At 61.9% G+C, this 14,190-nt stretch carries 12 protein-coding genes; 9 read left to right on the plus strand and 3 right to left on the minus strand.

The window, feature by feature from the left end; all coding sequences use genetic code 11:
* The first annotated feature begins 42 nt into the window (after positions 1-42).
* From PCLY_RS04035 to PCLY_RS04055, 5 genes are all read left to right on the plus strand, one after another.
* Positions 43-465 (plus strand): DUF6160 family protein, encoded by a 423-nt coding sequence (locus PCLY_RS04035; RefSeq protein WP_061238014.1) that lies wholly within the window; start codon positions 43-45, stop codon positions 463-465.
* Positions 466-548: 83 nt separating this feature from the next.
* Positions 549-1,310, plus strand: coding sequence for a C39 family peptidase (locus tag PCLY_RS04040; RefSeq protein WP_061238015.1), 762 nt, complete (start codon positions 549-551; stop codon positions 1,308-1,310).
* 38 nt (positions 1,311-1,348) lie between these two features.
* The gene (locus PCLY_RS04045) at positions 1,349-2,353 is read left to right on the plus strand and encodes a transporter (protein WP_082768012.1); all 1,005 of its coding nucleotides are present in this window, start codon (positions 1,349-1,351) and stop codon (positions 2,351-2,353) included.
* Between the two features lie 18 nt (positions 2,354-2,371).
* Positions 2,372-3,958, plus strand: coding sequence for an outer membrane protein transport protein (locus PCLY_RS04050; RefSeq protein ID WP_061238017.1), 1,587 nt, complete (start codon positions 2,372-2,374; stop codon positions 3,956-3,958).
* Between the two features lie 4 nt (positions 3,959-3,962).
* Complete coding sequence (locus tag PCLY_RS04055; RefSeq protein WP_061238018.1) at positions 3,963-5,114, plus strand: MalM family protein; 1,152 nt, start codon at positions 3,963-3,965, stop codon at positions 5,112-5,114.
* A gap of 48 nt (positions 5,115-5,162) precedes the next feature.
* Here PCLY_RS04055 and PCLY_RS04060 read toward each other — a convergent pair whose 3' ends face one another.
* Genes PCLY_RS04060 through rloA form a run of 3 tightly spaced genes read right to left on the minus strand, consistent with a single transcriptional unit; the run spans position 5,163 to position 8,222 of the window.
* Entirely contained in the window at positions 5,163-6,149 is a 987-nt protein-coding gene (locus PCLY_RS04060; protein ID WP_061238019.1) for an alpha-L-glutamate ligase-like protein, read from the minus strand.
* A 4-nt stretch (positions 6,150-6,153) separates the two neighbouring features.
* On the minus strand, positions 6,154-7,680 hold the full coding sequence (rloB, locus tag PCLY_RS04065) for an osmotic stress tolerance membrane protein RloB (RefSeq protein ID WP_061238020.1): 1,527 nt from the start codon (positions 7,678-7,680) through the stop codon (positions 6,154-6,156).
* A 5-nt stretch (positions 7,681-7,685) separates the two neighbouring features.
* Entirely contained in the window at positions 7,686-8,222 is a 537-nt protein-coding gene (gene rloA, locus PCLY_RS04070) for a retropepsin-like aspartic peptidase RloA (protein WP_061238021.1), read from the minus strand.
* A 302-nt stretch (positions 8,223-8,524) separates the two neighbouring features.
* On the opposite strand from rloA, the gene PCLY_RS04075 reads away from it, so the two are divergent.
* The 4 genes from PCLY_RS04075 to acnD all read left to right on the plus strand — a co-directional run bounded on the left by PCLY_RS04075 (position 8,525) and on the right by acnD (position 14,004).
* The gene (locus PCLY_RS04075; RefSeq protein WP_061238025.1) at positions 8,525-9,247 is read left to right on the plus strand and encodes a GntR family transcriptional regulator; all 723 of its coding nucleotides are present in this window, start codon (positions 8,525-8,527) and stop codon (positions 9,245-9,247) included.
* Positions 9,244-10,131 (plus strand): methylisocitrate lyase, encoded by an 888-nt coding sequence (gene prpB / locus PCLY_RS04080; RefSeq protein ID WP_061238022.1) that lies wholly within the window; start codon positions 9,244-9,246, stop codon positions 10,129-10,131. Before PCLY_RS04075 ends, prpB begins: the two co-directional genes overlap by 4 nt.
* A 91-nt stretch (positions 10,132-10,222) precedes the next feature.
* Positions 10,223-11,380, plus strand: coding sequence for a bifunctional 2-methylcitrate synthase/citrate synthase (prpC, locus tag PCLY_RS04085; RefSeq protein WP_061238023.1), 1,158 nt, complete (start codon positions 10,223-10,225; stop codon positions 11,378-11,380).
* A 2-nt stretch (positions 11,381-11,382) separates the two neighbouring features.
* Positions 11,383-14,004, plus strand: a complete 2,622-nt coding sequence (gene acnD / locus PCLY_RS04090; RefSeq protein WP_061238024.1) for a Fe/S-dependent 2-methylisocitrate dehydratase AcnD — start codon at positions 11,383-11,385, stop codon at positions 14,002-14,004.
* The last annotated feature ends 186 nt before the right edge of the window (positions 14,005-14,190 follow it).

Consider the following 14,190-nt stretch of genomic DNA (forward strand, 5'->3'; position numbering starts at 1 on the left):
AGAGCCCGGGGAACCCCCATTTGAACTGTGGAGATAACAACAATGATGACCCTGAAGAAAATCGCTCTCGCCGCCGCCGTCATGGCAGTCCCGTTCATGGCCCAGGCCGACCTGAAGTCGCTGGATGACACCGCCCTGGCAGGCGTCACTGGTCAGGCCGGTATCAGCATCGCCGGTAACTTCGATGCCACCATCGGTTCGATCGTCTACACCGATACCGAAACCGGCGTCAGCGATGGCAGCAACAGCCTGAGCCTGAACACCGTCACCCTGTCTGGCTTCAACATCGACGAAGCCAATCCGCTGACCATCGACGTGGTCGACAACAAGCTGGAAATCGGCCTGCCGGGCATCAACGGCGGGGTGGCCGTGGATGCAGTGAAGATCGGCAACGGCACCATCGGTGGCGTCGCCATCAACGGCCTCGACATGGCCGGTTCCACCGTCAAGATCTGGGGTCATTGATCCTCGCTTGAGCTGATCCACAGGAGCTCTGCCGCTTTCGTGGCCGGGCTCCTGCCTCGTTGTACGCAGTAGCGGATTGACCAATGATCGAAATTCTCGTGGGCAGCCTGATAGGTTTGTACGGTTTTACCGAGGCTGTCGACATCAAACCGCAGCCCGCCGGCACCGTGAACATCACCCAGCCGCTGCTGCCCAATGGCCCGCTGCGCGAGTCGGTGGTGCTGGAGCCGATGAGCCAGTTGCAGTTTCGCAACGTGATTCGCCAGGCCTATGACTACAGCTGTGGCTCCGCGGCGCTGACAAGCCTTTTGGACTACTACCTCGGGCGCAACCTGCAGGAGCGCCAGGTGATGGAAGGGCTGCTGCATTTCGGCGAGGCGGAAAAGATCGTCGAGCGCCGCGGTTTCTCCCTGCTCGACATGAAGCGTTTCGTCACTGCCCTGGGCTACAAGAGTGGTGGGTTTCGCGCCGCTTTCGACGACCTGGCGCAGCTCGAGCACCCGGCCATCGTGCCCATCGAGTACGCCGGCTTCAAACATTTCGTGGTGGTGCGTGACGTCTACAACGAGCACGTATTCGTTGCCGATCCGGCGCTGGGCAACATCAGTTTCACGCGCGTGCGCTTCGAGGAGATCTGGGATCAGAACGTACTGTTCGTGATCTTCCCCAGCGGCAACGAGCCGGCCAACGCCATGGCGCTGACCGACCGCGACCTGCGCATCATCGATGACCGCACCATCAGCATGCTGGCCTTTCGCGAATTTCCGCAGATGGCCAAGTTCACCACGAATCAGGCCGACCAACTGGGGTCGGGAGGCGACATCCAATACATTCGCCGCAAGTGATTCACCCGGCATAACAATAACGATCTGGGGATAGCGCCATGGGAGTTTCGGGGTATGCATGGCTGGTCATGCTGACGCTGGTTGCGGTGCAGCCGCTGATGGCCGACGACACCACGGTCGACGACGCTCGCGATGCGTTGACCAAGAAAGACGATGACGCCGACAGCGCCAAGGCGCTGGAAGAGGTGTTCCAGGCCGCCGAGAAGAGCTACACCCTGCTCAAGAAGGGTGAGCGCACCCTGACCTACGGCTTCGACTACTCGTTGTTGCGTGATACGCAGATCCAGACCGTGCGTACCGGGCAGAACGTCTTCAGCGTGATCGGCCAAAGCGAGGCGCAGCATACCTTCACCAACTCCTTCACCTTCGATTACGGGGTGTGGGACAACCTCACCTTCAGCATGCGCGTGCCGTTTCTGGCCAAGTACGACACCGAGCGTGACCTGAGCACCTACAGCCTGGGGGATATTTCCGCCAGTTTCCGCTGGCAGCCCTGGTCGTCGGTGCGTGGCCGTCCGGTCACCACGCTGTTCGCCACCCTTGGCCTGCCAACTGGCGACAGCCCTTACGACGTCAGTCTGGATGATGGCCTGGCCACCGGCAGCGGTTACTACAGTCTGGGCGTCGGGGCCAACCTGTCCTACGTGATCGACCCGGTGGTGCTGTTCGGCTCGCTTGGCTACACCTACAACCTGCCGATCCGCAATGCCGATCAGGTACGCGGCGGCCGTCTGCTGGAGAGGGTCGACCCGGGCTCGAGCCTGTCGCTGAGCATGGGCTTCGCCTACGCCCTGTCCTATGACGTGTCGCTGGCTACCTCGTTGCAGATGGCGCACAACCTGGCGCCGAAGTTCACCTTCAGTGACGTCACGCTCGAGGGCAACGAACAGACCAGTGCGGTGATGAACTTCTCGCTGGGCCTGCGCACCTCACCGAACACCATCGTCAACGTCAACGCCGGTTTCGGCATGACCGAGGATTCGCCCGATGTCCTGCTCGGGATTTCCATGCCCCTGGATATCAAGGGCCTCAAGGCCGAGTAAGCAGCGAGCGAACCTGACATGACTCATCTTGCCAAGCTGCAGGCGCTGCTGCTGGGGTTGGGCGCGGCCTGCGTCCTGCCTGCCCAGGCGCAACTGGCCACCAACCTGACCATCGGCAATCCCAAGGCCATGGCCATGGGCAACGCCGTGACTGCCGACGTCACCGGTATCGATGCCGTGCATTACAACCCGGCAGCCCTGAGCAAGCTCAAGGGGCGGCAGACCACGGTTAAGCTGCTCAGTGGCGTGATGGATATCCGCGCCAAGTTCGCGGCCAGGGAAGGGTATGGCTTCATGGGCTACGACGATGACCCGTTCAAGAACTCCAGCAGCCGCACGTTGACGCCGACCATGTATCTGCCAGGTGTTGGTGGCATGACCGAGCTGCCGGTGCTGGTGGCGCCACTGGCTGGCCTGTCGATCAACCCGCCGGGTTCGAAGTTCACCTTCGCCACTAACGTCTATGCGCCGATGGCACTGGGTTATTCGCGCGATTCCGATGATGACCCAGGGCGGTTCCAGGGGCGCCAGGTCTCGTTGCAGCGCATTACCTATTTCTCGCCGTCGCTGGCCTATCAGGTCAATGACGAACTGTCGGTCGGACTGTCCATCGGCTTCTCCCACCAGGCCGTTGCGCTCAATCAGGACTTTCGTAACCCCGGCATGCTGACTGGCCTGACTCGCATCCTTAACGAGGCGCTGTGCCTGCCTGGGCTGGATGAAATCCTAGGACCATTCATCAACGTCTGCGGTGGCAAGATCGGTCCGTTCGATTCCTTGGCCAACCTCGATCTGGATTTGCAGGAGAGTCTGTCGCCCTCCTACAACCTGGGCATACTTTGGGAACCGACGGACTGGTTCTCATGGGGCGCGACCTACCAGAGCGAGTCGCGGATGAATCTCAAGGGAAAATACCGTGTGGATTACAGCGAAGACTGGGCAGGGTTCTGGCAAGGCTTCCAGTCGGCCCTGGCTGGGCAGATTCTCAGCCCGCTGTTTCCCTATGGTGCGGAGGAGGAGAGTGGCAACGCCTCGCTGAAGCTGACCTATCCGGATGCCTTCAGCACCGGTATCAAGGTGCGCCCCTTCGACAAGTGGCAGTTCAATCTGGATCTGCGCTGGGTCGGTTACAGCGACTGGAACAACTTCGAGATCGAGTTCGATCGAGAGCTGGACCTGTTGCGTATCGCCAAGACCTTCGGTGGCGGCAATGCCACCGACCGCAGCATCATCCTCGACCGCGGCTATCGCGATACCTGGAGCTGGGGCGTTGGCGTGCAGTACGACGTCAATGATCGTCTGGCGCTGCGCGCAGGCTACGAATATCGCCCTTCAGCCATCCCGAAGAACAAGGCAGACGTCCTGGCGCCGGTGGGCGACGCCGATCTCTACGGCCTTGGCCTGGGCTATCGCTGGGACAAGGACACCACCATCGACGTCGGCTTCAACTACTTCGTCTCCAAACAGAGCATACCTGCCGGCAGCAGCTGCAACGTCAGCTGCGAAGGCTTGGACAATCTGGTCTACAACCCGTACGCCGGGCTCAATATCGAAACCACGGTCAAGGCCTATATCTTCGCCATGACCTACACCTCGAGGTTCTGAGACGATGCGCAGCCTGTTGTGGATGTTGATGGTCTTGCCGCTGATGCAGGCCAGCGCCAGCAGTCGCTACCTGACCTGGGTCGATGATCTCGGCAGGGTGCATAACACCTTCGTCGACGGCCGTTTCGCCGAGCAACAGCTAAAGGCTCAGCGGCGCGCCGAGCAGAGTGACCAGGCCCGGCTCGGCGATGGCGGTGCCTGGCCGGGCAGTGCGCCAAGTACCGGGGAGAGCAAGCGGCGTTATTTCACCTGGGTCGACGGTAGTGGCCAGTTGCAGAACGGCTTCTACGCCGGTGCACAGGTTGCCGGCAGCTCGGGGCGTGATCAGGTGCTGGCCAGCGGTGAGCGGGCTGGTGACTACATCGACTCGGCTGTGCTCGAGGGGCGCGGCTTCCAGCGCGGCAGCAGCGACAGTCCCTATTACACCTGGGTCGATGAACAGGGGCGGATGCACAACGCGCCGGTGCCTGGCAGATCCGCCGAGGCTCAGCCACGCTCTGGCGCTTCAACGGTTCGTTACAGCGAGGGGCGACAGATCGAGTTCGAGCGCAGCAAACCGTCCTTGCCGACGCTCGATGGCCAGCCCACCAGTGCCATGCAGGCCTTGCTCGAAGGTAGCCAGGCGCGTGGTGAAAGCCTGTATGGCGAGCTGTCGACTCGCTGTTGCGGGCAGATGCGAGACAGCGACTTCAGTCTGCTGTCAGCGCAAGAGCCGCGCTATGAGGAACTGGATCGTTTTTCGCCGAGCTTCGAATTCCCCATGGGGCGCAGCTATTACGCGGCGTTGAAGTTACCCGTCTCACGGCAGAGCTATGGGCTGCGCGTGCGCAGTTTCGCCAACCGTGAGGTGGTCTATCCATCGCTGCTGTTTCTTGACGAGGCCAAGCGTCCGACGCGGCTGGTCAGTGATGCGGTATATCAGCTGCATCCGGAAACCTGGTACCGCTACGCCTTCATCGAAGGCACGGTGCAGGTGCGTGCAGAGCAGGGCGAGCGCTATGTGCTGCTGATTACCACCGACGAAGACCGCAGCCTGCAAACGCTCGACAACAAGCCGTTCAAGCGACCCTTGCAGGCATTGGCGGTAGATGAGGCGGGCATGCAGCGGCATGCGCATGCGGATGAAGGGGCGTTCGAGCTGGCGATAGTGCGTTGAGTGAGCCGCAGGTCGCGCCAGGTCTGGGTGACCTGGCGCAACTGGTACTCAGACTTCCTTGCCGATGATATGGCCGAACAGTTCCTGAGAGAACCGCACGCGCTCTTCGGCGTCTTCCTGAATGCCCTTGGCCTTCAGCTCTTCCAGGCGTGCTTCCACCGCATGGGCGCGGTGGGTCAGGCCACAGTCGTTGGCGATCTGGATGTTCAGGCCGGGGCGTGCGTTGAGTTCGAGAATCAACGGGCCCTTGTCCTGGTCCAGAACCATGTCCACACCGATGTAACCCAGGCCGCACAGCTCGTAGCAGCCGGCGGCGAGCTTCATGAAACCATCCCAGTTCGGCAGTTGCACGCCGTCCACCGCGTTGGTGGTGTCCGGGTGCTTGCTGATCTTGTTGTTCAGCCAGGTGCCGCGCAGGGTGACGCCAGTGGCCAGGTCCACGCCGACACCGATGGCACCCTGGTGCAGGTTGGCCTTGCCGTTGGACTGGCGGGTCGGCAGGCGCAGCATGGCCATCACCGGATAGCCCATCAGCACGATGATGCGGATGTCCGGCACGCCCTCGTAGCTGATGCTCTTGAAGATGGTGTCCGGGGTTACCCGGTACTCGATCAGCGCGCGGTCACGGTGACCACCGAGCGAGTACAGGCCGGAGAGGATGCTGGAAATCTGCTGCTCCAGCTCCTCATGACTGACGATCTTGCCGGATACTGTCTTGAAGCGATCTTCGAAACGGTCGGCGATGACCATGATGCCGTCACCGCCGGCACCCTGGGCCGGCTTGATGACGAAATCGTTGCGCCCAGCGATGATCTCGTCGAGCTTCTCGATTCCCTTCTCGGTTTCGATGACGCCATACATCTCCGGCACGTCGATGCCGGCCTCGATGGCCCGCTCCTTGGTGATGATCTTGTCGTCGACGATGGGGTACAGGTGCCGTTTGTTGTACTTCAGCACGTAATCCGCATTGCGTCGGTTGATGCCCATGATGCCTTTGGCTTCAAGGGCCTTCCACGTCTTGATCAGGCCGAACATGGTGTTAGTCCTTGAGGAAGGCTTTGAAACGGAACAGTTCGGTCAGGCGGTAGCCACGGTAGCGACCCATCGCCAGCATGAAACCCACCAGGATCAGCAGGATCGCCGGGAAGGTGAACACGAAGTACACCAGCTCAGGCACGCTCATCAGCAGGTGCGCGACAGTCGCGGCGAACAGGGTACCGATGGCGACCTTGAAGGCGTGACCACCACCGCGCTCTTCCCAGGTGATCGACAGACGTTCGATGGTCATGGTCAGAATCACCATCGGGAACAGCGCCACGGACAGGCCGCGCTCCAGCCCCAGCTTGTGGCTGAACAGGCTGATGGTGGCGATCAGCACCACGACGAACGTGAGCACTACCGACAGGCGTGGCAGCATCTGCAGCTTCAGATGTTCCAGATAGGAGCGCAGCGATAGACCGAGCGCCGTGATCACGGTGAACAGGAAGATACCGAAGCCCAGTTGCGTCTCGCGGAAGGCGAGGGCGATCAGTACCGGAGTGAAGGTGCCCAGGGTCTGCAGGCCACCGAGGTTGCGCAGGATCAGGATCACCAGCACGCCGATTGGAATCATGACCATGATCATGAAGGTCTGCTGGGTCTGCAGCGGTAGGCCATACAGGGAATATTCGAGGAACGACGCATCGGTGTTTTCGTCGGTCAGCTTGGCCAGACGGATGGCGTTCATCTCGCTGTTGTTCAGGCTGAAGCTGATCTGCGCTTGTTTGCCGCCTTCGAGGCTGACCAGATCACCATCGCCAGTCCACCAGACCAGACGGTCGACAGGCAGGCCCTGTTCGCCGGATTCCGGGTTGAAGTACAACCACTTCTGGCCGTTGAAGCTGCGCAGCCACAGCTCGGGCGACTGGGCGACCTCGGCCTGCAGGCGAATGGTGTGCACGCGCTCCATCGGTACATGGGCGATGGACAGCAACAGCTCGACCACCTTGGCTTTGTTGGCGGTAGAGGCATCGCCACCGAGCAGCAGCTTGACGTTGTCGTCATTGGCGTTGCTGATGCGCTTGATGGTTTCGCTGATGAAGGTCTCGACATCCGCCGAGTGCTGGCGAATCGGCGCGAGCAAGGCCTCGGCAGCGATCTTCTCAGGGCCTTCGACCGGGATGCTGTCGCGGAAGATCGGGCCTTTGGCTGGCGTCTGCTCGCCGCTGTAACGCTTGGTCAGCACCAGGCGGTAGTACAGGGTCTGCTTGCCGCTGGCGCGACGGGCCGACCAGGTGACACGGCGGTTGCCGTCGACACGGTTGACGCTGACGCCGTAGTTGTTGGAGATGAAGCTCTCGTTGAGGCTCACGTAATCCTGGTTCAGCGGCGGTACGAACATCTGCAGCTTCACCGGCTCACGCGGGGTTGCCTGGAATTCGACCTTGGCATCGATGTTCCACAGATCGTCGGTCTCGTCCTCGGTCACCGGAATGCCGAGAATGAAGATTTGGTATGCCGTAATCAGAACGCCCAGGGTCACCAGCAGGGTGATCAGGACTTTCAGATGCAGGTTCAGAGAGCGCATGGGAATTACTCGCCAGGGGTTGCGTCATTGGTGCAGTTGGGTTTGCCAGCTGCATATTTAAGGCTTGGATCGACCATGGCTTCGAAGTGTTTGAGCGCTTCGGAGCCGATCAGAAGCGGGTATTGGAATGCGCTTCGGTCGGTCAAGTTCACTTCGATCGTGCGCAGGGTCTTTCCCATGCACAGTTCCAGGTCGATTACCGGGCGTGCTGTGTAGGTCTTTTCTTCCTCTGGATCGAAGTCACCTGCACGTCGCTTGATCTTGCTGATGCGCGCCAATGGGCGCTCGATGGTGCGTTCGTGGGCGTCGTCTATGGCCAGCACGAAACGCACCCAGGTTTCCCCGTCACGCTTGAAACGTTTGATATCGCGAGCGCTGAGAGACGCGGTCTTGGCGCCGGTGTCGAGCTTGGCAGCCACCTGAAGATCCAGCTCTTCGATATGGATGTATTCGTTCAGACCATAGATCGACTTGCCCATGGCCAGAGCCGGGCAGGACAAGGTCAGCAGACAGAGCAACAAGGAGAAGGGTTTCAGTCTCATGAGTCCTTGAGAGGTATTGCCAGGGGCGGTTGAGCGACAGCGTCTGGCGGCATCCTGCCATACAACTGCCCGCGGTGAATTCTAGCAGGCATGGCAAAAGGCAATGGCCGGGCGTGAATGCGCGGATTCTAACATGGGGATTTTCCGTGCTGACAGAAGCTTATGTAGCTTTCTGCAAGTAAGGTCGCGGATCGCTCGTCATGCCCTGTCAGGAATATTGTCGACAATACTTTGGTCTGCTTTGACTGAAATGGCTTTTAGGCGTAGTTTTGTAGCCATTGAATTTGAAGGTGTCGACAATGATGTTGCTAGAGTCTGAAGTCTCTACAGCGCCGCAGGTGGATTCGGAAACGCTCTCCGAGCATGTTTTCCGTTTGATACAGGCCGCCATCGTCAAGGGCGAGATCGCTCCGGGCAGCAAGATCTCCGAGCCTGAACTGGCGCGCACCTACGGTATCAGCCGTGGCCCGCTGCGCGAGGCGATCCATCGCCTGGAAGGGCAGAAGCTGCTGGTGCGTGTTCCCCATGTGGGCGCCCGGGTAGTGGCGCTCAGTCATGCCGAGCTGATCGAACTGTACGAGATCCGCGAGTCCCTCGAAGGCATGGCCTGTCGCCTGGCCGCCGAGCGTATGACCCAGCAGGAGATCGATGAACTGCGCCGTGTGCTGGAACTGCATGAGCAGGATGCCGCCTTCAAGGCCGGCGTCGGTTACTACCAGCAGGAGGGCGACTTCGACTTCCACTACCGGATCATCCAGGGCAGCGGCAACCGCACCCTGGCCAAGTTGCTGTGCGACGAGCTGTACCAGCTGGTGCGCATGTATCGCCTGCAGTTCTCGGCCACGCCTAACCGGCCGCACCAGGCCTTCGCCGAGCACCACCGCATTCTCGATGCCATCGCCGAACGTGACGGCGAACTGGCCGAACTGCTGATGCGCCGTCACATCGGCGCCTCCAAACGCAATATCGAGCGCCACTACAAGGAAGCGCTTGCCACTTCATCCAAGACCCGAGGTGATTCATGACCCAGCTTTCCGCCGGCCAGCGCTTTCGCAAGGCCCTCGCCGAAGAGCACCCGCTGCAGGTGATCGGCGCGATCAACGCCAACCATGCATTGCTGGCCAAGCGCGCCGGCTTTCGCGCCATCTACCTGTCCGGTGGTGGTGTGGCGGCTGGCTCCCTGGGTCTGCCGGATCTGGGCATCAACACCCTGGACGACGTGCTCACCGACGTGCGCCGCATTACCGATGTCTGCGATCTGCCGCTGCTGGTGGACATCGATACCGGCTTCGGCCCCTCGGCCTTCAATATCGAGCGCACCGTCAAGAACCTGATCAAGGCCGGCGCCGCCGCTGCACACATCGAGGATCAGGTCGGTGCCAAGCGTTGTGGCCACCGTCCGGGCAAGGAGATCGTCTCCTGCGCGGAAATGGTCGACCGCGTGCGCGCCGCCGCAGACGCCAAGACCGACCCCGATTTCTTTCTCATCGCCCGCACCGACGCCATCCAGGCCGAAGGCGTGGATGCCGCCATCGAGCGCTGCCAGGCCTACGTCGAGGCCGGTGCCGACGGCATCTTCGCCGAGGCAGCGTACGACCTGCCGACCTACAAGCGTTTCGTCGATGCGCTGAACGTACCGGTATTGGCCAACATCACCGAGTTCGGTGCTACGCCGCTGTTCACTCGCGACGAGCTGGCCTCGGTCGGCGTGGCCATCCAGCTCTACCCGCTGTCGGCCTTCCGTGCGGCGAACAAGGCGGCGGAAACTGTCTACACCTCGATCCGCGAGAACGGCCACCAGAAGGACGTGATCGAGTTGATGCAGACCCGTGTCGAGCTCTACGACCGCATTGGCTACCACGCCTTCGAGCAGAAGCTCGACGCGCTGTTCGCCGCCAGCAAGAAATAAGGCTGTAGCCCGGATGCAATCCGGGAATGGTTATCGTGGTGCCGGATCGCATCCGGACCGCGTACGCAGAACAAGAGATAAGGAGATGACCATGAGCTCGACTGAAACCACCCCTGGCTTCAAGCCGAAGAAATCCGTCGCCCTGAGCGGTACCACCGCCGGCAACACCGCACTGTGCACCGTTGGCCGCACCGGCAACGACCTGCATTACCGGGGTTATGACGTGCTCGATTTCGCCAACCGCTGCGAGTTCGAGGAAATCGCTCATCTGCTGGTACACGGCAAGCTGCCCAACGTCGCCGAACTGGCCGGCTACAAGGCCAAGCTCAAGGCCCTGCGCGGCCTGCCGGCCGGGGTGAAAGCGGCGCTGGAGCAACTGCCACCCTCGGCGCACCCGATGGACGTGATGCGTACCGCGGTATCCGTACTCGGCTGCCTGGCGCCGGAGAAGGACGACCACAACCATCCGGGCGCCCGCGACATCGCCGACAAGCTGATGGCCTCCCTTGGCTCGGCGCTGCTGTACTGGTACCACTACAGCCACAATGGCAAGCGCATTGAGGTCGATACCGACGACGACTCCATTGGCGGCCACTTCCTGCATTTGCTGCATGGCCAGACGCCGCGCGAGTCCTGGGTGCGTGCCATGCACACCTCGCTGAATCTGTATGCCGAGCACGAATTCAATGCCTCCACGTTCACCTCGCGGGTGATCGCCGGTACCGGCTCCGACCTGTTCTCCTGCATCGCCGGCGCTATCGGCGCGCTGCGCGGGCCGAAGCATGGCGGCGCCAACGAGGTGGCCTTCGAGGTGCAGAAGCGCTACGACACTCCCGATGAGGCCGAGGCTGACATCCGTGCCCGTGTCGAGAAGAAGGAAGTGGTGATCGGCTTCGGTCACCCGGTCTACACCGTCAGCGATCCGCGCAACAAGGTGATCAAGGAAGTGGCCCGCGAGCTGTCCGTGGAGCAGGGCAACACCAAGATGTACGACATCGCCGAACGCCTGGAAAGCGTGATGTGGGAGATCAAGAAGATGTTCCCCAACCTCGACTGGTTCAGCGCCGTGAGCTACCACATGATGGGCGTGCCCACCGCCATGTTCACTCCGCTGTTCGTCATCGCCCGCACCGCCGGCTGGTCGGCGCATGTCATCGAACAGCGCATCGACGGCAAGATCATCCGCCCGAGCGCCAACTACACAGGCCCCGAAGACCTGAAGTTCGTGCCGCTCGAGGAGCGTAAATAACCATGACTGACACCGTGAATAGCCAATACCGCAAGCGCCTGCCTGGCACTGTGCTGGACTACTTCGACGCCCCTGAGGCGGTCGAGGCGATCCAGGCCGGCGCCTGGGCGAAGCTGCCTTATGTCTCGCGGGTGCTCGCCGAGCAGCTGGTACGTCGCTGCGAGCCGCAGGATCTGACCGCCTCGCTGGAGCAGCTGATCTATCGCAAGCGCGACCTGGACTTCCCCTGGTACCCGGCGCGCGTGGTCTGCCACGACATCCTCGGCCAGACCGCATTGGTCGACCTTGCCGGTCTGCGCGACGCCATCGCCGAAAAGGGTGGTGACCCGGCCAAGGTCAACCCGGTGGTGCCGACCCAGTTGATCGTCGACCACTCGCTGGCCGTGGAAGCACCGGGCTTCGACCCGGATGCCTTCGAGAAGAACCGTGCCATCGAGGATCGTCGCAACGAGGATCGCTTTCACTTCATCGACTGGACCAAGACCGCGTTCAAGAACGTCGACGTGATCCCGGCCGGCAACGGCATCATGCACCAGATCAACCTGGAGAAGATGAGCCCGGTGGTTCAGGCGCGCGGCGGCATCGCCTTCCCTGATACCTGCGTCGGCACCGACTCGCACACCCCGCACGTCGATGCCCTGGGCGTGATCGCCATCGGTGTCGGCGGCCTGGAAGCCGAGACCGTGATGCTTGGCCATCCGTCGATGATGCGCCTGCCGGATATCGTCGGCGTCGAGCTGACTGGCAAGCGCCAGCCGGGCATCACCGCCACCGACATCGTTCTGGCGCTGACCGAGTTCCTGCGCAAGGAGCGCGTGGTGGGTGCCTGGGTCGAGTTCTTCGGCGAGGGGGCGGACAGCCTGTCCATCGGCGACCGTGCCACCATCTCCAATATGTGCCCGGAATACGGCGCTACCGCCTCGATGTTCTATATCGACGGCCAGACTATCGACTACCTCAAGCTCACTGGCCGCGAGCCGGAGCAGGTGGCGCTGGTGGAAAACTACGCCAAGACCCTCGGTCTGTGGAGCGACGCGCTGACCAGCGCCGAGTACGAGCGCGTGCTGCGCTTCGACCTGGGTAGCGTGGTGCGCAACATGGCCGGCCCGAGCAATCCGCATCGCCGCCTGCCGACTTCGGCGCTGGCCGAGCGTGGCATCTCCGACGAAACCAAGCTGCAGGCCGGCAAGGGCGAAGAAGCCCAGGGCCTGATGCCCGATGGCGCGGTGATCATCGCCGCCATCACCAGTTGCACCAACACCTCCAACCCGCGCAACGTCATCGCCGCCGGCCTGGTGGCGCAGAAGGCCAACGCGCTGGGGCTGGTGCGCAAGCCCTGGGTCAAGACCTCCTTCGCGCCGGGCTCCAAGGTTGCCAAGCTGTATCTGCAAGAAGCCGGTCTGCTGGCGGAACTGGAGAAGCTCGGCTTTGGCATCGTCGCTTACGCCTGCACTACCTGTAACGGTATGTCCGGGGCGCTGGAGCCTGCGATTCAGAAGGAGATCATCGACCGCGACCTGTACGCCACTGCGGTGCTCTCGGGTAACCGCAACTTCGACGGGCGCATCCATCCCTACGCCAAGCAGGCCTTCCTCGCTTCGCCGCCGCTGGTGGTGGCCTACGCCATCGCCGGTACCGTGCGCTTCGATATCGAGCAGGACGCGCTGGGTACAGATGCCAACGGCAATCCGGTCACCCTCAAAGACCTGTGGCCGAGCGACGAGGAAATCGACGCCATAGTCGCTGCCAGCGTGAAGCCGGAGCAGTTCCGCCAGATCTACATTCCGATGTTCGACCTGGGCAGCGTGCAGGAGGCGGAAAGTCCTCTGTACGACTGGCGGCCGATGTCCACCTATATCCGTCGTCCGCCGTACTGGGAAGGCGCGCTGGCCGGTGAGCGCACGCTCAAGGGCATGCGCCCGCTGGCGATCCTGCCGGACAACATCACCACCGATCACCTGTCGCCGTCCAACGCCATCCTGGCGGACTCGGCTGCTGGTGAGTACCTGGCGAAAATGGGCCTGCCGGAGGAGGACTTCAACTCCTACGCCACCCACCGCGGCGATCACCTGACCGCGCAGCGCGCCACCTTCGCCAACCCGCAACTGGTCAATGAAATGGCCGTGGTCGACGGGCAGGTGAAGAAGGGTTCGCTGGCTCGCGTCGAGCCGGAAGGCCAGGTGATGCGCATGTGGGAAGCCATCGAGACCTACATGAAGCGCAAGCAGAACCTGATCATCGTCGCCGGTGCCGATTACGGCCAAGGCTCTTCGCGCGATTGGGCGGCCAAGGGCGTGCGCCTGGCGGGTGTGGAAGTGATAGTCACCGAAGGCTTCGAGCGCATCCACCGCACCAACCTAGTGGGCATGGGCGTGCTGCCAGTGGAGTTCAAGCCGGGCACCACGCGCCTGACCCTGGGCCTGGATGGCACTGAAACCTATGACATCGAGGGTGACATTGCACCGCGCTGCGACCTGACCCTGGTGATCAATCGCCGTAACGGCGAGACGGTCAAGGTGCCGGTGACCTGCCGCCTGGACACCGCGGCTGACGTCAGCGTGTACAACGCAGGTGGTGTGCTGCAGCGTTTCGCCAAGGACTTCCTCGAAGGCGCGGTGGCTTGACCTGACGTGACATGCCGGCCCGTCAATGGGCCGGCATAACTCCCAAACGCGCACGTAGCCCGGATGCAATCCGGGGAGAACGGCGCCGTCATTCCCGGATTGCATCCGGGCTACTTTTTCAGGACTGCAGCTATGGCTCATCTGCCGCAAGTGAAAATCCCCGCCACCTATATCCGCGGCGGTACC

It is taken from the genome of Ectopseudomonas composti (assembly GCF_001567565.1).
GTDB classification, from domain to species: Bacteria; Pseudomonadota; Gammaproteobacteria; order Pseudomonadales; family Pseudomonadaceae; genus Aquipseudomonas; species Aquipseudomonas composti_A.